Origin of the sequence: uncultured Campylobacter sp. (genome assembly GCF_938041645.1) — a bacterium.
GTDB lineage: Bacteria > Campylobacterota > Campylobacteria > Campylobacterales > Campylobacteraceae > Campylobacter_B.
Genome location: NZ_CALIST010000014.1, coordinates 61,584 through 85,711, shown reverse-complemented (window position 1 = coordinate 85,711; position 24,128 = coordinate 61,584). Strand labels below are relative to the sequence as shown.

17 protein-coding genes and 1 pseudogene are annotated in these 24,128 nt (G+C 48.5%); 15 read left to right on the top strand and 3 right to left on the bottom strand.

Features of this window, described 5'->3' with window-relative positions; translation table 11 throughout:
- Positions 1-1,077: 1,077 nt before the first annotated feature.
- Together cysS and murJ are read right to left on the bottom strand one after the other, a co-directional pair.
- A pseudogene (gene cysS / locus Q0600_RS02045) lies at positions 1,078-2,529 on the bottom strand (cysteine--tRNA ligase); the annotation flags it as partial.
- On the bottom strand, positions 2,516-3,913 hold the full coding sequence (murJ, locus tag Q0600_RS02040) for a murein biosynthesis integral membrane protein MurJ (protein ID WP_298756336.1): 1,398 nt from the start codon (positions 3,911-3,913) through the stop codon (positions 2,516-2,518). The gene murJ and the pseudogene cysS, both read right to left, overlap by 14 nt.
- Before the next feature lie 80 nt (positions 3,914-3,993).
- Between murJ and Q0600_RS02035 the strand changes: the two genes are divergently transcribed.
- From Q0600_RS02035 to upp, 14 genes are all read left to right on the top strand, one after another.
- Positions 3,994-5,097: an ABC transporter permease gene (locus Q0600_RS02035; protein WP_298756334.1), complete on the top strand. Its 1,104-nt coding sequence runs from the start codon at positions 3,994-3,996 to the stop codon at positions 5,095-5,097.
- Positions 5,094-5,864: an ATP-binding cassette domain-containing protein gene (locus Q0600_RS02030; RefSeq protein WP_298041694.1), complete on the top strand. Its 771-nt coding sequence runs from the start codon at positions 5,094-5,096 to the stop codon at positions 5,862-5,864. Before Q0600_RS02035 ends, Q0600_RS02030 begins: the two co-directional genes overlap by 4 nt.
- A gap of 483 nt (positions 5,865-6,347) precedes the next feature.
- Positions 6,348-7,277: an MlaD family protein gene (locus tag Q0600_RS02025; RefSeq protein ID WP_291937273.1), complete on the top strand. Its 930-nt coding sequence runs from the start codon at positions 6,348-6,350 to the stop codon at positions 7,275-7,277.
- Between the two features lie 2 nt (positions 7,278-7,279).
- The gene (locus Q0600_RS02020) at positions 7,280-7,843 is read left to right on the top strand and encodes a hypothetical protein (protein ID WP_297998030.1); all 564 of its coding nucleotides are present in this window, start codon (positions 7,280-7,282) and stop codon (positions 7,841-7,843) included.
- Entirely contained in the window at positions 7,840-8,394 is a 555-nt protein-coding gene (ruvA, locus tag Q0600_RS02015; protein ID WP_298756329.1) for a Holliday junction branch migration protein RuvA, read from the top strand. The genes Q0600_RS02020 and ruvA overlap by 4 nt, the downstream gene beginning before the upstream one ends.
- Positions 8,395-8,417: 23 nt before the next feature.
- On the top strand, positions 8,418-9,449 hold the full coding sequence (locus Q0600_RS02010; protein WP_177389040.1) for a D-alanine--D-alanine ligase: 1,032 nt from the start codon (positions 8,418-8,420) through the stop codon (positions 9,447-9,449).
- A gap of 60 nt (positions 9,450-9,509) precedes the next feature.
- On the top strand, positions 9,510-9,728 hold the full coding sequence (locus Q0600_RS02005) for a prevent-host-death protein (protein WP_295152313.1): 219 nt from the start codon (positions 9,510-9,512) through the stop codon (positions 9,726-9,728).
- Entirely contained in the window at positions 9,718-10,449 is a 732-nt protein-coding gene (locus Q0600_RS02000) for an alpha/beta hydrolase (protein WP_298756325.1), read from the top strand. The genes Q0600_RS02005 and Q0600_RS02000 overlap by 11 nt, the downstream gene beginning before the upstream one ends.
- Positions 10,450-11,289: 840 nt before the next feature.
- Positions 11,290-13,086 carry a Mur ligase family protein gene (locus Q0600_RS01995; protein WP_298756323.1) on the top strand — a complete coding sequence of 599 codons (1,797 nt, stop codon included), beginning with the start codon at positions 11,290-11,292 and terminating at the stop codon, positions 13,084-13,086.
- 248 nt (positions 13,087-13,334) lie between these two features.
- A complete protein-coding gene (locus Q0600_RS01990; protein ID WP_298756320.1) occupies positions 13,335-14,003 on the top strand; it encodes a DNA alkylation repair protein in 669 nt (222 codons plus the stop codon).
- Positions 14,004-14,101: 98 nt separating this feature from the next.
- On the top strand, positions 14,102-14,470 hold the full coding sequence (locus tag Q0600_RS01985) for a pyridoxamine 5'-phosphate oxidase family protein (protein WP_297880010.1): 369 nt from the start codon (positions 14,102-14,104) through the stop codon (positions 14,468-14,470).
- 260 nt (positions 14,471-14,730) lie between these two features.
- A complete protein-coding gene (locus tag Q0600_RS01980; protein WP_298756317.1) occupies positions 14,731-15,504 on the top strand; it encodes an SDR family oxidoreductase in 774 nt (257 codons plus the stop codon).
- A 389-nt stretch (positions 15,505-15,893) separates the two neighbouring features.
- The gene (locus Q0600_RS01975; RefSeq protein ID WP_177389054.1) at positions 15,894-16,487 is read left to right on the top strand and encodes a BON domain-containing protein; all 594 of its coding nucleotides are present in this window, start codon (positions 15,894-15,896) and stop codon (positions 16,485-16,487) included.
- Between the two features lie 592 nt (positions 16,488-17,079).
- Positions 17,080-17,706 (top strand): uracil phosphoribosyltransferase, encoded by a 627-nt coding sequence (gene upp, locus Q0600_RS01970; RefSeq protein WP_298041704.1) that lies wholly within the window; start codon positions 17,080-17,082, stop codon positions 17,704-17,706.
- A gap of 853 nt (positions 17,707-18,559) precedes the next feature.
- Here the strand turns inward: upp and Q0600_RS01965 are convergent.
- Positions 18,560-20,614 carry an ATP-dependent helicase gene (locus Q0600_RS01965; RefSeq protein WP_298756314.1) on the bottom strand — a complete coding sequence of 685 codons (2,055 nt, stop codon included), beginning with the start codon at positions 20,612-20,614 and terminating at the stop codon, positions 18,560-18,562.
- A 41-nt stretch (positions 20,615-20,655) separates the two neighbouring features.
- Here Q0600_RS01965 and Q0600_RS01960 point away from each other — a divergent pair, with 41 nt between their 5' ends.
- Positions 20,656-24,117 (top strand): transglycosylase domain-containing protein, encoded by a 3,462-nt coding sequence (locus tag Q0600_RS01960; protein WP_298756311.1) that lies wholly within the window; start codon positions 20,656-20,658, stop codon positions 24,115-24,117.
- Positions 24,118-24,128: the final 11 nt, after the last annotated feature.

Sequence of the window (24,128 nt, the reverse complement as noted above, 5' to 3'; positions counted from 1 at the left end):
ATTTTTAAAATTTAAATCCCCAAATTTTTTAAATTTAAAAATTCTTGAAATTTTAAAATTTAAAATCTCAAAAATTCTGAAATTTTAAAATTCCTTAAATTTTAGAATTTCGACCGCGAGGCAGCACAAAATTTATGGGGCGGCGCGGGACTAATTCGCGCTTCGCAAGCTCGCTAAATCTATCCGCCCACATACGCTGCCGCACGAACGATGCCGAGATTTAGCTTTTTTGTTTGCCGCTTTTAAAGCGTTAAGCGCTTTAAAATGACTTTTGTGCATCGCAGAGCGGGTTTTTACATTGCCATTTTTAAAGCGTAAAGCGCCTTAAAAGCGAGCTAGTTTTTATTTATTACGATTTCTCGGCACTTTTTGTACGCCATTTAAGCGGTAAATGCTTTGAGTACTATAAAGCGCTACAAAGTGCCGTTCTTTATACATCGTGTGTATCGCGACTTCACATCGCCGCGCCGCATTGCGCTTTTGCGCCGCCGCACCGCCGAATGAAAATCGCAGCCTGTCTTGTGGCTTTGCCGCTACATCAGCCGTATCGACAAATGAAATCGCGACTTTCATCGCTGCGTGCACCCGCGTACAATATCGCTATAAAAATCGCGCCAAAATTTGCACGTCACCACAGCATGTTCCACTGCACCTAGTCGCGTTAAAATTTACGCACAGGCTGCCGCAGTGCTACCGCTGTACCGCGCTATATCGCGCCGCCGTATCAGCTGCGCCGACGAATTTAAAATTGCGTCCGCCTTGCGCCTCTGTCGCTGCGTCGTGTTGCACATCGCATTGCTCCTGCGCCGTATCACTGAACAAAACCGCGCCGCCGTATTGCAATGCTTCAGATAAAAATCGCACTGAAATTTACGTATATTAGCGTTCGGATTTACACCCTGCATGGCAAAAATCATAAAATTTAACGTAAAATTTTGCGATAAATTTTGCGTTCTACTCCGCTGCGACCTCCCAAGCCGTGCCGCTAGGCGTATCCATCACTTCGATCTTCATATCCGTAAGGCGCGCTCTGATGGCGTCCGCGCTCGCAAAGTCCTTTTCCGCCTTCGCCTGCGCGCGCTGTTTTATCAGCTCCTCGATCTGCGCCCTTTGCTGCTCGCTCACGCCGAAGCGAAAGTATTCGGTCTCATCCTCATATAAAATTCCGAGCGTCTGCTTTGCAAATTCTAAATTTGCGGCGATCTGAGCCTTTAGCGCCTTGTCTTTTGGCGCACAATCTAGCGCTTCATTCGCGCTTGCTACGAAGCTATCGAGCACCGCAAGCGCGCCTGAAGTATTGAGATCATCGCTTAAAAACTCCATCATCTCCGATCTAAATTTAGCCTCCGCAGCAGGCAGTTCAGACGCAGAATTTTTAGGCTTGGAATTCGGCGCCGTGTTTGGGCTTAAACTTTGAGATCCGTTCGAAGCTAAATTTTGCCCCGCAGCTCCGCAAGCCCGCGCAGAGCTTGCGGATGAAATTTGCGCGGTATGTTCAGATACGCATGTCGCGGAATTTTGCCCCGCAGCGGGAGTTAAAACGTCACGGACGCGCTTTTTAAGGCGGTAAATTTTATCCAGCCTCTTTTTGCTCGCAAGCAGATCGGCTATCGAATAATTAAAATTTGCCCTGTAATGCGAGCTTAAAAGATAAAATCTCAGCGCCTCGCCTGGGGCGATTTTTAGAGCGTCTCCTACAAAAAACGAGTTGCCGAGGCTCTTGCTCATCTTTTCGTTGTTTACCTGCACGAAGCCGTTGTGAAGCCAGTATTTGCTTAGCGCTCTATGATTGGCGCAGCGGCACTGCGCGGCTTCATTTTCGTGATGAGGGAAGAGTAGATCGGCGCCGCCTGCGTGAATGTCGATGCAAAATTTCGCGTCTCCGCTATCAAGGTGCGCCAAAATCATCGCGACGCACTCGCTGTGCCAGCCGGGGCGCCCTTTGCCAAACGGGCTATCGAACCAATTCTCGTCAAATTTCCACAGCACGAAGTCCTTCTCGTCGTGCTTAGCATCGTTTGAGGCGACGCGGGCGATGTTTTTGCCGGCGCCCTCTTTTTTGCCGCTAAGGCTTAGATAATCCCCGTCCTTGCGCGTGTCGAAGTAGATGCCGTCTCCCTCGATCTCGTAGGCAAAGCCTTTTTGAAGAAGCGAGGATATGAGCTCGCAGATCGCAGCGATATTTTCGGTCGCCTTGGGCGAAATGTTCGCGTCTGCGACGTTTAGCGCGCTCATATCCTGCAAATATCTGCGGGTGTAAAGCTCCGTGATCTCTCCCAGACTCTTGCCGGTTTCCGCCATCTTTTTTAAAATTTTATCGTCGATGTCGGTAAAATTTCGCGCAAATTTTACCTCATAGCCCTCCGCTTGCAATACGCGGCGCAGCAGATCGAAGCTCACGGCGCTTTTTGCGTGGCCTAAATGCGCGTCATCATAGACGGTCGGGCCGCAGGCGTAAATGCGCGCCAGCCCCTCGCTAATGGGCTCAAACGGGAGCTTCTTTTTGCTCAAACTATCATAAATTACCATAATACAAGCCTTTTAAAATGTATAAAATCGCCGCTTCGCCCACACAAAGCACCGCGATCGCAATAATTTTTTTTGCGCGGATTATAGCCAAAAAGTTATTAAATCCAAAAAAATAGAGATTAAAGCCGAACAGAAACGCTCCCGTTATCGTGCTTGCAAACGCAAGCCCCACCGCTCCGAACGGTTTAAAAAACAGCGCGCACAAAGCGACGTTTATAAAGACGCACCAGATCGAAATTTTCGCGCTTAGCTTCTGCTTCATATTCGCATACAGCCAGTGCGAAAAAATCCTAGATAGCCCAAACGGCACGAGCCCCACCATATATGCGCCAAGAACCGCGGCGCATTCGATGGAATTTTGACGTGTAAATTCTCCGCGCTCAAACAGCAGCTGCGTGATCTCGTTTCGCAGCATCACGCCGCCTATCGCAGAGAGCCCGAGTAGCGCCAAAAGGAAGTAAAATCCGCGCTCGACAAGCGCCAGAGCTTGCGCGTCGTCGCGAGCTTTTACGAATTTGCTCATACGCGGAAAGATCGCCGTGCTAAGCGCGATCGCAAAAAGCGCGAGCGGCAGCTGAAATATGCGGTTTGCGTAGTAGAGATAGCTGATACTGCCGCTAGTAAGGAAGCTCGCAAAAAAGGTATCTATAAACGAGCTTAGCTGAAGCGCCGACGCACCGAGCACGCCTGCGAAAAAATTTTTATAAAAGCCCTGCGTCTGCGGTTTATCGCCCCGTGCAAGTCGCGCAAAGCCGCCCGCTAAGACGCGCAGCATGCCGGTAAATTTCAACGCATAAACGTGCACCGCTAGCTGCAAAAGTCCGCCCGCCACGACGCCGAAGCTAAGATAGAGCACCGCCGTAGCGCCGTCTTTGCCGTGAGCTAGCAGAAGCGCCGCGATCATCGCTAAATTTAAAAGTGCGGTCGAAAACGCCGTCGTAGCGAAGTGATCGCGATACTGAAGCAGCGAGGCAAAGAGCGTAACGACGAAGATAAATGTAAGGTAGAAAAAATTTATCCGCACGTACGGCACGGCAAGCTCGATCTGCTCGGCGCTAAATCCGTATGCCAAAACTTTAGTAAAAACGGGTGCGGCGAGCAGCACGAGCGCCGTTAAAAGCGCGATAAAAATGCTAAATTTAATAAGCACCGCTGCGGCAAAAATTCCTTTTTTGCGCGCGGCGGTAAAGCTTGGCAAAAACGCCTGCGTAAAGGCTCCCTCGCCGAATAGTCTGCGGAAAAGATTGGGTAGTTTAAACGCTACGAAAAACAGATCGCTGTAAATTCCCGCGCCCAAAACCGATGCGGTAAGCAGGTCGCGCACGAAACCCAAAACCCGCGAAACCAGCGTGCCTACGCTATTTGTGAAAAAGCCTCTGAGCATAAATCTCCATTAAATTTTATAAAATGCCAAGGTTGATTATATTATAATTTCCCCTATTTTTTGATTTTGGAGAGAAATTTTTGCGGAATTTAGCCTTTTCGCTCGAAAGCTCGGGCGGGAAAAACACCTTATCGCTACGCGGGCAGTGGAACTACAAAAGCTCGCGCTCCCAGCTAATTGCACTAAAAAAAGCGGTAAAAAATCTAAACGAGCTGGAGCTAAGCTTAAGCGAAATTTCAAATTTAGACTATTTCATGGCGCTGATGATCAAAAACGCCCTTGCCGGCAAGCGGGTTAGCCTTGTGGAGGATAGCTGCAAAGCTGCCAAAATTCTAAGCTTTATGGATGATAAAACGATCGATTTTAGCTACGTGCCCGAATCTCGCAGGCTAAATTTTTTAGCACAGATCGGACTTTATTGCCATCTTGGAATTTTAGGCTTGCTAAGCCTTGCAAGCTTTTTGGGCGAGTTTTTTTCTAAACTCGCGGCTTTTATAATTCATCCGATGAAATTCCGCTTCAAAGAAACCGTAAATTTCATCAAAGATAGCGGCATAGACGCGCTTTTCATCGTCTCATTGACGGCATTTTTGATAGGTATCGTGCTTGCTTACATAGGCTCGGATATGCTTTCTAAATTTGGCGCTAGCATCTATATCATCGATATAATGGGCGCTTTGACGCTCCGTGAAGTAGCGCCTCTAATCGCTGCTATCGTTATCGCGGGTCGCTCGGCTTCGAGCTTTACAGCACAGATCGGCGTGATGAAGATCACCGAAGAGATCGATGCGATGAGGACGATGGGCTTTGATCCGTTTTATTTTCTTGCGATGCCGCGCATTATCGCGATGGTACTAATCATGCCGCTAGTCATTTTTATCGCAGATTCGGTAAGTATTTTTGCTCAGATGATAGTGTGCGACGCGTATTTAGATATAGCCTTTAGCGATTATTTGGATAGATTTAAGGCTTCTGTAGAGCTTAGGCATTTTTTAGTAGGTATAATTAAAGCGCCATTTTTCGGGGCATTCATTGCTATCATCGGCTGCATGCGGGGTTTTGAGGTCAAAGGAAATACCCAAAGCATCGGCGAATACACTACGATCAGCGTCGTAAATGCGATATTTTGGGTCATCGCGATCGACGCGGTATTCGCGGTTCTGTTTTCGGAAATCGGGCTATGAGTGAGCAAGTGCAATCCATCGAAAGCGCTAAAATCATAGTCGCGCGCGATGTTACTACCGCGTACGGATCGCGTGTTATGCACGATAGCGTGAGCTTTAGCGTCAAAAAGGGCGAAATTTACGGCTTTTTAGGCGGCAGCGGCAGCGGTAAAACGACGTTAATGAAAACGCTCATATTTTTAAAGCGTCCGCAAAGCGGCGAAATTAAAATTTTCGGACGCGATATTTGGCGCGCGAGCGAGGCGGAGCAAAACGAGATCCGCCTAAAATGCGGCGTGATGTTTCAATTCGGCGCGCTTTACAGCTCGATGAGCGTGCTCGAAAACGTAGGCGTGTTATTGCGCGAATACTCTAAATTTAGCGAGCGCGAGATAGATGAGCTATCGATGTTTTGGATCCAAAAGGTGGGGCTTAAGAAGGAGGCTGCTGCGCTTAGCCCAAACGAGCTTAGCGGCGGTATGAAAAAGCGCGTGGCGCTGGCTCGCGCGCTAGCACTTAGCCCTGAAATTTTATTTTTGGACGAGCCAAACTCGGGGCTTGATCCGCTCAGCGCCAGAGCCCTTGATAGGCTTGTTTGCGAGCTTAGAGACAGCCTCGGCGTCACGGTCGTGATGGTGACGCACGATGTGGATAGTATCTTTGACATTTTGGATCGGTTTTTGATCGTGGATAATCAAAAAATCGCTTTTGAAGGAAGCATCGAGGAAATTTCAAGCCTAAAGAATAACCCGCTTGAAGAGCTATTTAAGATGAGGCAAAGGGATTGAGCTTTGAAATTTATTTAGTCGAAATACGCATCGCGGTGGGTAAAATTTAGATAGGTAGGAGCTGAAATTTTAAAATAGCGGCGGGAAAATTTTAAATTTTAAACCTAGCGAGGAATTCCGGGCTCCGCAGGGCTTAAATTTTAAAATTTAGACCTTAGCGGCTCAATCAAAATTTTAAAATTTAGGCGGGTCGTATTTAAGGGCGCATTTAGGTGCATTTATTGGATAGTGCATAAATTTTAAAATTTTAACAAGCAAGCGGCGTTAAATTAAACCGGGGCGGCAAAATTTTACGCTAAAATACGGCGCGACGATATTTTGAAATTTCAAAATGCACGCTAAGCTTTAAAATTTAAACTCAGATGATTCTGCAAATTTTGCGACTATTTGAGAAAGTGCTAAGTTTTAAAATTTAAGCCCAAATGGCTATTTTAAGGCATATCTCAGGGCTTAAATTTTACACTCTGAAATTAGGAGAAAAGATTGGAAAATAGAACTTCATACACGATAGTAGGCGCATTTGTTATGATCTGCGTCGCGGCTCTTACGGCATTTATGTGGTGGATGCTTACAAAGACTGATCGCAGCGAGAGCTACCGCTCCTACTATATCCACACAAAAGAGCTTCCCGTAGGCATTAAGGAGAATTCCGAAGTTAAATTTATCGGCGTAAATGCGGGCATCATCAAAAGCATCGACTTTGCCGATATCGAAAATGCGATCATCGAGATTGAAATTTCAGTAAAAAGCAAACTGCCGATCTCGCAAGATAGCGTCGCTAAGGTAGAATCTCAAGGCATCAGCGGAATCGCGTTTATAAATATCACAAAAGGAAGTGGCAAGCTTTTTCCGCCGAATGATAAAAAGCCGATAATTGCGCTGGATAAAACGCTTCTTGATAAAATCGGCTCCAAAGCCGAAGTTATCACCGATAGCGTGAGTGAGATGATCTTTAAGATTAACGGGCTGTTGTCTAAACAAAATACCGATAAAGTGGATAGAATTCTATCTTCGATGGATAAATTTAGCGCTGAGCTAAGTGATGAGAAAAAATTCCAAAGCTTAGACGCGCTGCTTGCTAACGTAAATACTCTTATAGCGAATTTAAACGAGCGCGAGAAGGAGCTAGACGCGCTGCTAGATAATCTAAACGCCTTTGCCGTGAGTGCTGCCAATCTATCGAATTCACTGGATAAAACCGCAGGCATCATCACTAAGCGTATCGATCGCGGCGAGTACAATCTAAAAGCGATCTTGGATCCTACACTTGAGGAGGCAAAAAACACTCTTGGTGAGCTAAAAAAATCGCTTAGAGAATTCCAAGGCGCGATGTTTAGGCTAGAGGACAATCCTTACGATTTCTTTTTCAAAGACACTTCTAAAGGCGCGGATCGCGACGATAAAAAGGAATAAAGATGAAAAATTTTATAAAGTTTACGCTTGCTGCGACGCTGGCGGCGATATTTTTAGGCGGCTGCTTAGCCAAGCAGGCTAAGCCATACACTTACTACGAGCTGCGTTATGATCAAAAGCGCTGCGTAAATCCTAGCGGCGTGCGCAAAAATATCTTTATCGACACTATCACGGCAACCGATCTCGTCGATAGGCGGGATATTTTAATAGTGGATTTTAGAAACCGAACGCGGTTCGCAAGCGACGCCAAATTTATCACGATGCCTAGCGAGATGGTATATAAAGCGCTGCTAGATGCGGCATTTTCCACCTGCTCGCTAAATCCGATCTTCGTGCCAAAAGAGCGGGATTTGCGCCTAAAAACCAGTATCGTAGCGCTTCAGATCAATAACGATCAAGCAACCGTCACGATGGGATATGAAATTTTAAATTCTTTAGAAAGCATAAAATCGGGTATCGTCACTAAGCGTGTTTTCGTGCCTGATCCTAGCTCGCAAAGCATTTATAATGCCCTAAATTTAGCGCTTAATGAGAGCATAAACGAAATTTTAAAGGCTCTTAGATGATAGCGGCGATCGAAGGAATTATCACGCGCAAGGAGCCCACTGCTTGCGTCATTAAATGCGCTAGCGGCGTAAGCTACGCTCTTTCATTGTCATTAAATACCTCCGCAAAGCTCACGCAGGGCAAGCTGACCGAGCTTGTGTGCGTGCAAATTCTGCGCGAGGATGCCGATTCGCTGTACGGGTTTTTAGACGAGAGTGAAAAAAGGATGTTTGAAACCCTAATTAAGCTTAGCGGTGTAGGTGCAAGCACGGCGATGGCGGTTTGTTCGACGCTCGCTCCGCAGGATTTCGCGCGTTGCGTAGCTACGGGGGATGCTGCGACGCTAACTTCAGTTCCGGGTATCGGCCCAAAGACCGCTAGACGGATCATTGCCGAACTGGGCGATGCGAAGCTAATGGAATTCGGTCCTAGCGAGACTTATAAAAATGAAGCGGCATCCGCGCTACAAAGCCTTGGATTTAAGCGCGATAAGATCAATCAAATCTTAGCGGGCTGCAGCAGCACGAATACGTCAGATCTTGTCAAAGAGGCGTTAAAAAAATTAGCGTAGAAAATAAAATTTGAAGGAAAGCAATGAAATTTGGCATAGTTTTTGGAGCTCAAAGCTACGAGCACGAAGTAAGTATCATCTCGGCAATTGCCGTTAAAAACGCCCTAAAAGGCTGGGACTTGGAGTTTGTATTTTGCGATAAAAATCGTAAATTTTACCGCATCGAGGATAAAAATATGCGCGCGGCGTATTTTAAGCAGGGCGGCTATGCTAAAGCAAAAGAGCTTAGCATCGGCGCGGGCGGATTTTTTGAAAGCGGAATGTTTAGCAAAAGCATGCTAGAAGTCGGCACATATATCAATCTAATCCATGGCTGCGACGGCGAGGATGGCAAAATGGCGGCGCTATTTGAGTTTTTTGGCATCCCTTATATTGGACCTCGCATCGAAGCTAGCGTGCTAAGTTATAATAAAATTTTAACCAAGCACCTGGCTGTAATCGCAAATGTAAAAACCTTGCCGTATGAGATCGTAAATCGTACCAGCCTGCCTAATTTTAATTTTCCGATCATCGTTAAGCCCGCTCATTTGGGCTCTAGCATCGGAATTTCGATAGCCAAGAACGAAAGCGAGTTTAGTTACGCGCTGGATCAGGCTTTTGAGCTGGACGACAGCGCGATCGTAGAGCCGTACTGGGAAAACGTAAAGGAATTCAATCTTGCAGGCGCTAAAATAGACGGCAAAATCGTATTTTCAAACATCGAAGAGCCGAAAAAGGAGGGCTATTTAAATTTCGATCGTAAGTATTTGGATTTTTCACGTAGTGGCGCGATCGAGCCCGCTCGTCCTGGCGCTTTGCTAGAGGGCAAGATGAAAGACGCCTTTACGCGGCTTTATAACGCAGGATCATTCGATGGCGCGCTCATTCGCTGCGATTTTTTTGAAAAAGAGGGCGAAATTTATCTAAACGAGATAAATCCGAACCCAGGCAGTCTCGCAAACTACCTATTTGATGATTTCTCCGAGGTCTTAGCAGCTCTTGCTTCGTCGCTGCCGCCAATGAGGCAGATCCCTGTAAGCTACGAGCTGATCACCAAAATCACCGCTAATAAGTAGCCAATCGTTTAAAATTTTACGCTAAATTTTGCGTAAAATTTTACCCCAAAAGGTCGAGTTATGATAAATCAAGACGAAATTTACACCGCTACCGAGATCGTGCGCAACTTCAGTACCGTTTTAAACAAGATCAAAAGCCAAGAGATTAAAAAAGCCCTGATCGTCAAAAACAACAAATTCGAAGCTGTGATGATCAGTATGAGCGAGTTTGAGCGGCTCGAAAAAGCAGTCGAGCTACTCAAGGCCGTTTACGCCAAAAGGAGCGGCGGTGGCGAGTAAGGAGCTCGTCTGCGGTGGCGAGAGCTACAAAATTAGCTACGAAATTTCAAACCTGCAGCGTGCCGAATATATTTTGGTGCTGCACGGCTGGGGCGCAAACAAGGCGCTTATGTCTAGGGTTTTTGCGGATAAATTCCGCCGTTACGCGTTAGTGTGCGTCGATCTGCCGGGATTTGGCGCCAGCTCGCAGCCCGCGCGCGCCCTTGGCAGCAAGGATTACGCAGAGATTATGCGCGCCTTTATCGCAGCCTTCGGCAAGCAGCCCGCAGCGATCATGGGGCACAGCTTCGGCGGCAAGATCGCTGCATTGCTAGCTCCGCGCAATCTCATACTGCTAAGCAGCGCCGGTATCATCGAGCCCAAGCCTTTTGCCGTGCGCGCCAAAATCGCGATTTTTAAAATTTTAAAAAGATTTGGACTGGCGGGGCTTTGGCACGCGTTTGCGAGCAAGGATGCCGCAGGTATGAGCAAGACGATGTATGAGACGCTAAAAAACGTCGTAAATGAGGACTTTCGCGATATTTTTTCCGTGCTAAGCCCGCAAAATGCGCTCATCTTTTGGGGCAAGGACGATCGCGCCACTAGCCTAAAAAGCGGCGAGCTGATCCACTCGCTCGTCAAAAACAGCAAATTTTATCCGCTGGCGGGGGATCACTTTTTCTTTTTGCAAAGCGCGGATTTTATCGGCGAGCAGATTGAAAAGGAGCTTGGCGGCAGCTAAATTTAACGATTCGGCGCCGCGCTAAATTTAAAGCGAAACGTAATTTTATGTAAATTTTAAAATTTAGCCGCGAAATTTTAGCGGCGCACCGCGAAAATCGCGCTTTAGATGCAAAAATAGATCGTGCGAAAGGCAAGAGCGGGCGCATTTTAAAAGGCGTTTCGATGCGGCGCTTTAATACGGCTCACCTCGCGTTTTAAAATTTTGCAATTTGTTTGCGCCAAAGATCGCAAACCGAAGCGTAAATTTAAACATAAAAGCCGCGCGTATGCGTTTAAATTTAGCGGCGCAAAATCCGCTCTTTGGGCGCGTAGTACAAAACGCAAGCCCAAATTACAGCGTGTCGCGTTAAATTTTAAAATTTTAACGCCGTAGTGGGTCGTTTCCGCTCTGTGTTTGCGGCAGCCGTACGAGACACAGCGAAACTGCGTGTGCACCGCAAAGCGAACGATTAAATTTAGTTGCATAACCGCGTCATGCATTTGCCGCGGCAGAAGGCCTATGTGCCGTAAATGATGCAAATCATCGCGCGAGATAGGGCGTGATGTCGCAAAATACGCAGCGTGCGAAAATTTCATGTCGCGAAAGATAGATACGGCGCAGTATCGAAAAGGCAGACGCAGCGCGGCAGCGTAAATTTATCGAGCACGCGGCTCGTGCAGCCAACGCGAGAGCGAGAATTTATGAGAGCGCGAATTTTGTAAAAATAGAATTTACAAAGCAAGAATTCATAAAATTTGCAAATGACACCGAATGCCGGTTAGTCCGAGCTCACCGCGTTTTTGCCCGCACAGGCATGCGAAGCGGACGCGCAAATTTATAAAAAAGGAATTTTAAAAGATGAATATAATATTTTTGATCGCGCACGCGGCATTCGTCCTACTGCTGGGCTTTTATCTGATCACCTGCCTGCAGTGGTTTTCATACAAGCCTGCGCGCATCATCTTTCACTTCACCAAACCCGCGTGGCACCTCTATTTTTTGATTTTGCCGTTAGCGGCGTATTTTGGCTGCGAGATCGCGGTAGGTCTCGGCGCAGCTAAATTTGGCACTGCATTCCTCTATGCCCTATGCGCCGCTAAAATTTTAATCATCGCGGCCTATGCGCTAGCGCTTTATTTTTGGCAAAGAGGGCTAGATAAAAAGCTCGTCTTTACGCCGCGCGTGAAGCGATTTTTTGCGATTTTGGCACTCTGTGCGTTTGGCTTCAGCGCCGTGTTTTATGCCGCAGAAGCTCCGATTTTGCCGATCTTCTTACCGCTTGGCGCCGCTCTTGTGGCGAGCTTTGCTTACGAGCGGGCGCAGGCCGCGAAATTTAAGGCCGCCGCACGCAAAAAACTAGCCCAGATGCCCTCCCTTACGATCATTCAGATCACTGCGAGCTACGGCAAGACGAGCATTAAAAACTTCTTGTATCAAATTTTAAAAAGCGACTTTCGCTGCTACAAGACGCCGCGCTCGGTAAACACGCTAGCAGGGCTCGTGCGCGACGTAAACGAGGCGCTGCCCGCAGATACGCAGATCTACATCGCTGAAGCAGGCGCCAGGCTAAGCGGCGACATCGCCGAGATCACTGAGTTTTTGGTACCGCAGATCGTCGTCGTGGGCGAGATCGGTGCACAACACATCGAGTATTTCAAAAGCATCGAAAACATCCGCAAAACCAAGCTCGAAGCGCTCACAAGCGCGCGGCTAAAGCATGCGTTTTTACACAGCTGCACGCAAAAAAGCCCGAGCGAGCGCGTCACAATCTATGACGAGGGGCTGGAAATTCATGGTGCAGATCTGGACGGAATAAAATTTAGCCTTAACTTGAGCGATGATGAAAGCGGTGCGAGCGGCGAAAATTCTGTGCCGCGCGCAGAAACATCCGCCGCAGAAGGCGAAGGGCAGGGCGATTTAAGCTTAGACGCAAGCAGTGCGGCATGCGCGGAAAAAGACAAAAATTCTAAAAATTACGGCGCCGATTTTAACGATGCAAATTCCATGTCCCGCGCCGAACGGAGCGAGCAAGAATTTTACGAACAAGCCGTCCGCGCCGCTAGCGACGATAAAATTTGCAGCGACAAAGAGCAGGGCTCGCAAGAAGCTTTGAGTGAGCGTAAAATTTTAAACGGGCGGAGAGAACTATGCAAGCGCGAGGAGTTTTTCGCGCCGATTTTGGGTAAATTTAACGCTGCAAATCTCGCCGCGTGCATAAAGATCGCGCGATTTTTAGGGCTTAGCGCTGATAAGATCAAAAGCCGCGTCGCGCACGTCAGCGCCGTCGAGCACCGCCTCGCGCGGCTCGATGCGGGCGGCAAGATCATCATCGACGATAGCTTCAACGGCAATCTAAGCGGCATGCTGCAAAGCTACGAGCTGATGCGAAGCTACGGCGGGCGCAAGGTCATCATCACGCCGGGCATCGTCGAGAGCACGCGCGAGGACAACGAGACGTTAGGCGCTAAGATCGATGAAATTTTTGATCTCGCGATCATTACGGGCGAGCTAAATTCCGAGGTTCTGCAAAGTAGGATCGATCCGGCAAAAACTATCGTTTTGAGAGACAAGCGCGATTTGCAGCGGGTTTTGAGCGAAAATACGCACAGCGGCGATCTGATTTTGTTTTCAAATGACGCGCCGAGCTTCATTTAAGCGGCTTTGGCGATACGGCTTGCTTCGCCCGGCGGCATACGGCGCGATTTGGCAGGGCGTATTTTTCAAATAAAAGGTTTTGAGCGAGTGCTGCGGACGATTTAAAGTAGCGCGATCTATCGGGCGATTAGTTTGTGGGCAGGACGCGATCTGTTTAAATAAAAGTTCTATGCGGCAAAATTTCGGCGCGCCGAAATCGGCTTGGGCCTGGGGGGTTAAAATTTGAAATCAAAATTTAAAGGAAAGCTATGGATTTACGAGAAAATATGCTAGGGCAGCTGCGAGCGCTAAGCGAGGAGAAATTTGCTAAATTTTCGCAGCGCCTAATACCCGCGCCGCAGATTTTGGGCGTGCGCACTCCCGCACTGCGTGCGCTTGCCCGCAAAAGCTTCGCCGCTTTGGGCGGCACGGACGAGCTGCAAAATTACGAGCCCTTTTTTCACGAGGAGTTCGTGCTAAAAGGCTTTTTTATAATGCTTTTGAAGCAGGATGAAGCGAAATTTGCGCTCGCGAGCAATTTTATCAAAACGATGCCTAATTGGGCGGTTTGTGATATGTTTGCTCCGAAATTCAGGGATGCCGCTTTTGCGGACGCGCTGCTAAAGCAGGCTAAGGGCGGTACGGACGAGTTTGAGAGGCGATTTTTCTACGTTTATTTTATGCGAAATATGGACGCGATCTCGCCCGAGGAGTTTTTTGAAATTTGCGCCGCCGAAAGCGACGAGCGGTACTACGTGCAGATGGGTGCGGCGTGGGCGATAGCGGAGATGTTTATCAAGCAGCGCGAGATCACGCTTGCGTTTTTGGCGAGCAAACGGGCGGTTAAATTTATCCAAAACAAGGCGATTTCCAAGATCCGCGATAGCTTTCGCGTAAGCAAAGCCGACAAGGAGGCGCTTTTGAAATATAAAATTTAGCCGCAGCAGAAAGTGGCGGAGGTAGTTAAAATTTCAGTTGCGCGCGGGGCTTGTCAGCCAAAATCGCGAGCTTTAAAATGTAAATTTAAGGAGAGAAAATGTTTAGCAAGGAATTTTTGGAGATTTTGAATTATGAATGCGCCGTGGGTATCGCTACCTGCGCGCAGGGCGAGGCTCATATCAGCAATACGTGGAACAGATATCTCGTCATTAAGGGTGATCGCATCCTCATCCCCGCTGCGGGTATGAAAAAGACGCAAAGCAACGTGGAGGCAAATCCAAACGTCGAGATTAGCGTCGCTACAAAGGAGCTAGCAGGCAGGTTCGGCGCAGGGCGCGGCTTTGTAGTAAAGGGCACGGCGCGCTTTATTGATAGTGGTGCGGAGTTTGAAGAAACGAAGGCGAAATTTCCGTTTGCTACGAGGCTACTTGAAATCACGGCTAGCAGCGTAAAACAGGTGCTGTAAGCCGAGTAGCGTACGGCTGGGCGGAATTTCGCGGATGAAATTCCCGATGAAATTCAGCCGCGAGCTTTACGATAGAATTTTGCCGTGAAATTTTATCGATGGAATTTTAAAATTAGTAAAATTTTATCAACGAAATTTCGCTTCGCCGTAAAATTTTAAAGCGAGCGAAATTTTAAAGCCTGCAAAATTTCGAAGTCTGCGAGATCCATAAATCTCGCTCAAATTTTTAGAACCTAAATTTACGTATTGAAAGGAAAAGTATGAAACGATTAGAGGGCAAAACAGCCGTAATTACGGGCGGAAGCGACGGAATAGGGCTTGGTATCGCAAAGTGTTTCGCCGAAGAGGGCGCAAATTTGATCCTGCTCGGCAGAAGCGAGGAGAAATTAAAAATCGCACAGGAGGCCTTGGGCGGTTACGGCGTGAAAGCTTACGCGATAGAGGCGGATTTGGCGCAAAGCAAAACGATAAAAGGTCTTTGCGAGCGCATTTTAGCGCAATCTCCTAAGATAGATATCCTAGTAAATAACGCCGGACTGGGAAAATTCGTACCGTTTGAGGCGACCGACGAAGCGCTGCTGGACGCCCATCTAAACCTAAACGTTAAAGCGCCCTATCTCCTTACTCAGGGGCTTTTGGGTGCGCTTGCGGCTAGCAAAGGCTGCGTGATCAATATCTCGTCGTATTTTGCGAACCGAATGCTCGTAGGGCGCACCACGACGGCGTATTCGATCACCAAAGGCGCGCTAAATTCTTTCACCAAATCGCTTGCCTTTGAGGTCGGCAAACTCGGCGTGCGCGTTAATGCCATAGCGCCCGGAAGCGTGCTTACGCCGCAGTTTGAGCGAAATTTAAGCGCGCTTAGTCCGCAGGGGCGCGAGGCGTTTGAGCAAATGGTGCAAAATATCTATCCGCTCGGCAAAATCGGCAGCGCGCAGGACATCGGCGATGCGGCGGTATTTTTGGCATCGGACGGGGCGAAATGGGTCAGCGGCGCGATATTTGCGATAGACGGAGGACTTACGACGAATTAGCCGCGACCGGCCGGAATTTTGGGCGCGAGTTTTGCAATATAAAATTTTGCAGCAGCGAATTCCGCTGCGAAAAATTTTACTCGTAGAATTCGCAGCGGCAAATTTGCAACGAAATTTAGCCACGTAGAATTTTACGGCGACGAATACTGCGCGTGAAATTTCGCAACAACGAAAACGCAGAATTCCGCAAGCTGTGCGAATTACAACGTAAATTTTAAAATTTGCATTGTAAAATTTTGCGACGCGTCGGCTCGGAATTTTAAGCTGTGAAATTTCACGGCGCAAAATTTTAAGCTGCGGCAAAACGGCGCCTGCGGGGCTAAATTTAAAAAAGCGGCGCGGGCAGCCGGCTTGAGATAAATTAGAAATTAAACGAGATTGGAGAGGGTTTGAGGGTTTTGTTTCTAGCGATTTTAGGGGTGTTTTTGCTCTCTTGCGCGGCGCTATTTAGCTCGTGCGCGGCTCCGCTGGCGCCCGCGGGCAACGCGCTTAGCGTATACGACATCTATTCCGTAGCGCGCGACCGCCGCAGCGTGAGCGAGGTCGCCAGCGACAAACTCATCCAGACTAAAATCCAAAGCAAAATTCTATTTACCAAAGGCCTTAGCAGCTGGGATCTGGAGGTCGAGTGCTTCTACGGCGAGGTCTATCTCATCGGGCTGCTGGATAGCGAAGCGATGCGCGAGCCGCTGCTTGCTTTAGCTAGACAAACCGAAGGCGTGCGGCGTGTGCATACCTATCTGCGCGTCAAAAAGCCCGAATATCCGTGCAATTCGTTTGAAATTTTTACAAATTTAAAGAAAAATCTCTTTTCCGACACCGACGTTTCGGGCACTGCGGTGCGCGTGGCGATCGTGGGCTGCGACGTGGTATTTAGCGGCGTAGTAACGGACATCGAGCACGAAAAGCACGCGATCTGGTACGCAACGCACGCGCCAGGGGTGCAGGACGTGTATTCGTTCCTGCGCGTGGTGAAGGAGTAGGGGCTTTGCGGTTAAATTTGATCGCTTCGGTACGGCAAATTTAACCGCTTGGGTCGAGTTAAATTTAAAAGATACGTTCGGTTTATTTTAGCCTGCTTGCACAGCGCCCGCATGCATGAAATTAAAATTTTATCGGCGCGCAAGGATAGCTGGGAATTTTAAAATTTGGCTCACAAGCGAGAGCATTAAGTAAATTTAAAGCCGCCTCAGACGATAATTTCGGAAGTAAAATTTACGCCGCAAGCACTCGCCGAAAAGTAGCGCTCGGTGCCGATAGAAAGCGCGCCGTGTTTAAATAGCGACCAAATCAGAGGCGACGCAAGCGAGCAAAATTTAAAGGGCTGCGTTTTTAAAAGCGCTAAATTAAAAGTGAGCCGCCGAGCTAAACTTGAGCGTCGAGATGCACGCGTCGTAGTCAAAGACGCTTTAAATTTAAAATCGTGTTGCCGTTATCGGCGAAATTTTAGCGACATGACGCGAGCGCTCGCGCTAAAACATACGATCAAAATGCCTAAAAGGGCGCAAAATTCAGTAAATTTAAGGAGAGAAAATGAGCCAAAGCCAAAAATGTACGTACCAAACCGCGTGCGAGCTGCCTAACGTAAGGCTGATCAAGCACCCGCTGATCGAGCATAAGCTCACGATCCTGCGCGATCGGGGGACCGATCCGTTTCAGTTCCGTATGCTCGTCGATGAGATCAGCTACCTGATGATGTTCGAAGCCACGCGCGATCTGGCGCTGCGCAAGGTGAGCGTGCATACGCCCGTGGCGCAAACCAGCGCGTATAAGCTCGCCACGAAGATCATGATCTGCCCGATTTTGCGCGCCGCGCTGGGGATGCTAGATAGCGTTTTCAAGCTCATACCGGACGCTAGCGTGGGGTTTTTGGGCTTTCAGCGCGACGAAAAGACCGCGCAGGCGGAGTTTTTTTACGCCAAACTGCCCACAGACGCCGCAGAGCGCACCGCAATCATCATCGATCCGATGTTTGCGACCGGCGGCACGGCGATCGATGCGGTGAAATTCCTGCTGAAAAACGGCGTCAAAAAGATCAAATTTATCTCCATCATCGCAGCGCCCGAGGGGCTTCATAGATTTAGCGAGATCTACCCGCAGGTCGAGGTTTTTACCGCGGCGATCGACGAGAGACTAAACGAGCAAAAATATATCGTGCCGGGTCTCGGAGACGCGGGAGATAGGGTGTTTAATACGCTGTGAGTTTACGCGGCGAAGGGCTGCTTTGTGCCGCGTTAAATTTGCGCGGGATAGTATATTTGTGCGGCGATAAATTAAATTTGCCAGCATGCAATTTGCGCTGCGAAATCTATTTATCAAATATGCGGGCCGCGGCGGCGCGGAATTCCGTCGCGGCAATAAATTTGGTAGGTGCGTATTTTTTACGGCGCGCTCAATACGTAGTGAAATTTAAAATTTATAGCGCCGTAAATTTGATGCGCTTTAAAGTTTTAACTCGTCGTGGAATTTGCGGTATTTTTGGAATTTATCAAATAAAATTTTAGCTCCGCGATGTATAAAACACGTAAATTTCAAAGTAAGAGAAAGATGAAATAGGGCGGCGGAATTTTATTGCCGTCGAATTCTGCTGCAAAATTCTAGCCGTGCGAGATTTCACGGAGAATTTACCGCGTCAAAACTCTACGGCAGAGCGGTAGCAAAATTTTAAAATTTAATCCCGCAAGTTGCGGTGTGATATTTACGGCTGCCCGCGCCGCGCAAATATTACCATTTTAAACCGCCTTTGATTGCACTGCCACATAGCTCGCGTACAGCTCGCAAAAAAAACTCCGAGCAGCCGCGTCTTTCATCACGGCTTCAGACCTCGCTACTGTCTGTGAAATTTAGCGAGCTGCAAAATATCGCGCAATATTCGCGCCGTAAAAATTTACAAATCGAAAAATTTGCAAAAATCGCGCGGCAAAATTCTTACCAAGCAATCCGATAAAGAAGCAGGGCGGAGCGTCATACGTACGCGAGGAGTAAAATTCTTACCCAAACGATCCGTCAAACGTGCTCAAATGAAATTTCAAAATTTAGCGAGCAAAATTTTGCCTTACTTCACCAGCCCCGCTTCCCTTAAAAAGCAGCTCGGCTCATAATTAATCTTTCTGATCTTATCAAATTTCGCGTAGCTTAGCACCAGCTCGTCGCGCGCTCTGGTGACCGCCACGTAAAAGAGCCGCCGCTCCTCCTCCAGACTGCCGCCCATCGCCATTAGCTTGAGGTTTGGGAAGCGGTTTTGCGCCAGATCGATAAGATAGACGCTGCAAAACTCAAGCCCTTTGCTTGCGTGCACGCTGAGCAGATTTACCCCCTCGCCCTCGCTCATCTCCTTTGCGCCCAGGGTTATGAAGTTATAAAAGCTCTGCGGATCCGCGTATTTGCCCGCGATCTGCTCTAAAATTCCGCATTTATCGTAGATGCGAGCGGTCTCGTCCTTTTTGCGATCCTCGTCTATCTTGCCGTTTTTCAGCGTCGCGCGTTTCGTCGCGATGAAATCCGCCACGAGCGCGAAAAGGCGCGAGTTTTTGATCTGCGAGATGAGCGTAGCGGACCTTGCAGCGGAGCCGCTTTTTTTGAAAATTTTATAAATTTCGTGCAAAAATACGGCGCCGCCCTCGGTAATTTTATTGTGTTTTAGAACCGGGTGCGAGCGAAAAAACTCGTCAAATTCCAAAGCTTCAAAGCGCGATACCGAGCCGATAATATCGACATCGTCAAAAAGCCCGAGCTGATAGTTTTTCCTCTTTTTTTCAAAAATTTTAACGCTCTCGTCGGGGCGTAAAAGCCCTGCGTGAATACTTCCGTGCCCAAGCGCGATCAGTGCGTCGAAAAGCTCCTTGCTTAGCGCGCTACCGACGCCTCTTGCGTATTCGCACGTACTCATAAAGGCCATCATATCTTTGGGGTTTATTATCATCGCGAAGATGTCCGTAAAGGCCTTGATTTCGCGGCTTTCAAAAAAGCTCACGCCGCCTTTTCGCTTCGCGCCGATACCGAGCTCCTTAAGCGCAACCTCGACGCCGTCGGCGCTGGAGTTGTTGCGAAAGATGACGGCGATCTTTTCGCGTGGAGTGCCGCTTTGCGCGATCTGTGCGGCTACGTGGGCGTATTGCGCCGCCGTATCGTCGTAAACATGCAGCCTAGGCGCGCTAAATTTGCCCTCACGGCCCACGATCAGCTTCTTTTCGTAAAGGCGCGGATTATTCGCGATGACGCGGTTTGCAAGCGCCAAAATCGCCGAGCTTGAGCGGTAGTTGATGTTCAGCGCGTAAATTTTAGCGTCCGCAAAGCGCTTGCCGAAGCTGCCGATGATGTCGATGTTTGCGCCGTTGAAAGCATAGATACTCTGATCGAAATCGCCGACGCAAAAAAGGCTTTTCGTCGCAAAGGCATCGATGAGACTTCCTTGCAGCGAGTTCGTGTCCTGATACTCGTCCACTAAAATTTCATCAAACCGCAGCGGAGCGCCCTTTCGCAGCTCATGGCGCATTTTTAGCAAAACGTCGTTGAAATCTGCGTAGTTGAATTTCGCCTTTTCCTCTTCAAACTCGCGCAAAATATCTGCGTAAATTTCGGCAAATTCCGCCTGATCCTCGTAGTTTTTGCTAAACCAAGTCCCAAAATCCGCGCTCATCTCCTTGTTTTGATACAGCGAGTACACGTCGTATAGATACGCCCCGCCGTAGGGGCGCGCGTCGCTTACGTGATAAAATTTGCGCCTTTCTACGAGGCTTTTTAGCAGGGTTTTTAGCTCGGCGGGCTGCTTTAGGATCACGCCTTTACCGAGCTCGCGAAGTAGGGCGTAGGATACGGCGTGGAAGGTGCCCGCGACGATTGCGGAGGTGATCTTTTTATCAAAATGCCGCTGCAGCCTCGCTATCATCTCGCTCGCGGCCTTGTTCGTAAATGTAAGAAGCAAAATTTTTCTAGGGCTCGTGCCGAGATTTAGCAGATGAGCGATGCGCGCGACGATGGTGCTGGTTTTGCCCGTGCCTGCGCTTGCGATTATCAGATTGTGCCCAGCAGGAGCGGTCGCTGCGGCGTATTGTTCGGTATTTAGCTTAGCTAGAGCGTCCAAGATTATTCCTTTGCAAAAAGGCGCCATTATAGCCTAAAATCATTAAAATTCTTTGATATAATTGCGCGATGAAATTTCTAAAATTTACGTTAAAAATCGCGCTATTTTGCGCATTTGCATTCGCTCTGTTTTTGATCCTAGACGCGCTTTATCCGCTAAATTTGGATATGCTAAATAAGCAGAAGAGTAGAATTTTATATGATCGAAACGGCGAAATTTTAAATATGCAGATCAGCGACGATCAAATTTGGCGCTTCTACGCGAGCGCGGACGAGATACCGCCGCGGCTGAAACAAAGCGTGATCTACTTTGAAGATCGCTATTTTTACTACCATTTCGGCGTCAATCCAGCCTCGATCCTGCGCGCGGCTACGTATAATTTTACGCAAAATTTTACTAAAAAAAGCGAGGGCAACGTCGAGCGCGTCGGAGCCTCGACGATTACGATGCAGGTTGCGCGTATGATGCGCCCCAAACAGCGCAGCTACAAGAACAAAATCATCGAAATTTTCAACGCCTTTCAGCTGGAGTGGCACTTCAGCAAGGATGAAATTTTAGGAATGTATTTTAACCTCGCCCCATACGGCGGCAATATCGAGGGGGTCAAAACCGCGGCGTATTTTTATTTCAAAAAGGATCTGCGCGAGCTTAGCAACGCTCAAATCGCGCTTCTTAGCGTGATCCCAAAAAACCCGAACAAAAACCGCCTAGACCGCAGATCAAACATCAACGCGCTTAAAAACCGCCTAATTTCGCAGCTGCGAGAGGGCGGCGTGATCTCGCAAAGCGAGTATGAGCGCGCTCTTGCGGAGCCGTTTTCGCCCAGACGCTACGCAGCGCCCAATTACGCGCCGCATTACGCACTGTTAGCGTTTAACAATTATAAAATGCAGAATTTTACCGCCAAAGATGACGTAAATTTCACTCAAAATTTAAAGCAGGGAGGCACGCCCGGCGCGACGACAGGGCAAGCAAACTCGTCTACACGCCGAGCGGCGGCGGGGGCAGAGTCAAATTTTTCGGACGCGGCGAGTGCCGAATCAGGCTTTACGGCTGCGACAAGGGGTGAGCCAAATTTATCAAATGCCGCAAACGCGCAGGCGGGAGCGGATTCGAAAGAAATGAATTCCAAAGAGGCGGATTTTAAAACAGACGCGCCAAAGAGTTTAAATTTGGGCGAACGAACGAGCCTAAATTTAAACGAGCGCGAAGGCGCAAAATCACAGGCAAGCGTAAAACCGAACGAACCGAAAAGCGTAAAACCAAATGAACAAAAGAGCGCAAATTTAGATGAGCGGCGAGATTTAATTAATGCCGCGCATTCGCTACAAAGTCTAAATTTAAACGAGCAACGAGGTGCTGAGCGTTTGCCACAAAATTTCCAGGTAGATGCAAGCTCTGGCAAGCGCCCGCACGTAAATTTTGGTGCGCAGATAAATTCTGCTTCGGATGTTAGTATGCAGGCGGATTTCGCTTCGTCGAACGCTAATGCTCGGACAGATTCTACTTCAGACGCCAAAATGCAGACGGCTTCTGCTGCAAGCGCCGAATTGCAGGCAAATTCCGATCCCAACGCCAAGGTGCCGCAAAATTTCGTTTTAGCCGCCCAGGCGCAGATAAATTCCGATCCTAACGCCAAGACGCAGGAAAATTCCGCAAACTCTAAAGGGGGCGCGCAGTCTAAAGAGCAAACTGCGCGAGCGCAGGAGCTTGCGCGCCTAAGTGAGGGGAAAATTTATTCAAATTTGGATCTGAAAACCCAGATTGCGCTTGAAAATTTCTTAAAAGACGAAATTCTTGAGCTTCGCAGCAAGGGGGTGCGAAACGGCGCAGCCGTGCTGATCGATAACGAAAGCATGAGCGTGATCGCCTACGTCGGCAGCCACGATTTTAGTGCCAATGAGGGGCAAAACGACGGCGTGCGCTCGCAAAAAAACGTAGGCTCGACGCTAAAGCCTTTCATCTACGCCAAGGCCCTGCAGCACGGGCTCATCACCCCTTCAAAAAAGCTGATCGACGCGCCGATAATTTTCGCGGGCTACGTGCCGCGCAACTACAACCAGGGCTTCATGGGCGCAGTGAGTGCGACTGACGCGCTAAGTCTGAGCCTAAATATCCCTGCGGTGAAGCTAAATTTGATGCTTGGTGACGACGGGCTGTATGAGATGCTATCAAACGTGCATCTGGCGGAGTTTAGCAAGGATTATTACGGCGCAGGTATCGCGCTTGGCAGTATTTCGATGAGTCTAATGGATATTGCTCGCCTTTACAGCGCGTTTGCAAATGGTGGAAAGCTACGAAAGCTCGAAATAGCGAGTGTAAAGATCGGCGATGATGCTAAAATTTTAACCCCGCAGAGCGCCTACATCGTAACGCAGATGTTAAGAAACGCGCCGCGCTCCTACCTCGGCTCGGTGTGGCAAAACACCCTAAACGCGCCGCCTCTGATGTTTAAAACAGGTACGAGCGCCGATGCGCGCGATCTCTACACCGTCGCTCTGACGCCGAAATTTACTCTCGGCGTCTGGCTGGGGAATTTCGACGGCTCCAAGACCAGGGATCTTAGCGGCGGCGTAAGTGCCGCAAAAGTAGCGTTTAATATGTTCGCCTTCCTCGATAAATCGGGCATGCTGGGCGAGGCGGAGTTTGCGCGTCCCGCGGGCGTGAGCTTTCGGCGGGTATGCACCGACGCGTACCGCGAAAAGGAGTGCGCTCAAAGCGCCGAGGATCTTACTATAGATGGAGTTGAGCCCAACGAAGAGTGCGAAATTTACGGCACGAGCGAGCTTTTTTATCTGCTAAAACACGGACTACTCGATCCGCAAAAGGTACGCGTAGGAAGGTGCGCGGCTAAATTTGCCGCCGTAAAGCCCGTGCTAAACGACATCAACGCCAAAACCTACGAGACCGGCGCGGACGGCACGCTACGGTTAAAGATACAGTGCACAGCGGTTTTCGGCGAGCGGGTATATATCAGGCTAAGCGGCGGTTCGCGAGAGTTTATAGCGCTAAATTCCGCTGCGTTTACGGGGGAGAATTCCACGGATTTGGATTCCGAGCATTCTAGTGCGGCGCAGCAAGATAATTTAAAGCAAAATTTTGCAGAACAGAATTCTGCAGCACAAAATTCTATGCTACAAAATTCAACGTCGCAGAATGTAAAATCACAAAATCTTACGAAGCAAAATTCTGTAGAATGGAATTTTATAGCTGAAAATCCAGCCACACAGAATTTGGCGTCGCAAAATTCTATCTTGCAAAATTCTACAGAGCAGAATTCGGAGGCTCAAAATTTTACAGCGAAAAATTTCACAGATCAAAATTCCTCGCAGCAAAATTTCACGGCACGAGATTTTATCACGCAAAGCCTAACGCCTGCAAATTTTAAAGTTAAAACGGGAGAATATTTTGTGCGCACTAACGGCGAGGCTTTTACGCTTAACCTCGGCGCAGGGGATTTCGAGCTTGGCTGCTTGGACGAAAATGCAAATTTCGCTAAAGCAAATTTTAGAGTAAATGAAAGAAAATAAAAGGTTAATTT

What these genes read in the sequence shown, in the direction of transcription:
- ruvA (WP_298756329.1), top strand. Translation starts at nt 7,840, where the DNA reads ATGATAGCGGCGATCGAAGGAATTATCACGCGCAAGGAGCCCACTGCT.
- Q0600_RS02010 (WP_177389040.1), top strand. Translation starts at nt 8,418, where the DNA reads ATGAAATTTGGCATAGTTTTTGGAGCTCAAAGCTACGAGCACGAAGTA.
- Q0600_RS01980 (WP_298756317.1), top strand. Translation starts at nt 14,731, where the DNA reads ATGAAACGATTAGAGGGCAAAACAGCCGTAATTACGGGCGGAAGCGAC.
- Q0600_RS01960 (WP_298756311.1), top strand. Translation starts at nt 20,656, where the DNA reads ATGAAATTTCTAAAATTTACGTTAAAAATCGCGCTATTTTGCGCATTT.
- Q0600_RS01965 (WP_298756314.1), bottom strand. Translation starts at nt 20,614, where the DNA reads ATGGCGCCTTTTTGCAAAGGAATAATCTTGGACGCTCTAGCTAAGCTA.
- Q0600_RS01995 (WP_298756323.1), top strand. Translation starts at nt 11,290, where the DNA reads ATGAATATAATATTTTTGATCGCGCACGCGGCATTCGTCCTACTGCTG.
- Q0600_RS02030 (WP_298041694.1), top strand. Translation starts at nt 5,094, where the DNA reads ATGAGTGAGCAAGTGCAATCCATCGAAAGCGCTAAAATCATAGTCGCG.
- Q0600_RS01990 (WP_298756320.1), top strand. Translation starts at nt 13,335, where the DNA reads ATGGATTTACGAGAAAATATGCTAGGGCAGCTGCGAGCGCTAAGCGAG.
- Q0600_RS02005 (WP_295152313.1), top strand. Translation starts at nt 9,510, where the DNA reads ATGATAAATCAAGACGAAATTTACACCGCTACCGAGATCGTGCGCAAC.
- Q0600_RS01985 (WP_297880010.1), top strand. Translation starts at nt 14,102, where the DNA reads ATGTTTAGCAAGGAATTTTTGGAGATTTTGAATTATGAATGCGCCGTG.
- murJ (WP_298756336.1), bottom strand. Translation starts at nt 3,913, where the DNA reads ATGCTCAGAGGCTTTTTCACAAATAGCGTAGGCACGCTGGTTTCGCGG.
- Q0600_RS02020 (WP_297998030.1), top strand. Translation starts at nt 7,280, where the DNA reads ATGAAAAATTTTATAAAGTTTACGCTTGCTGCGACGCTGGCGGCGATA.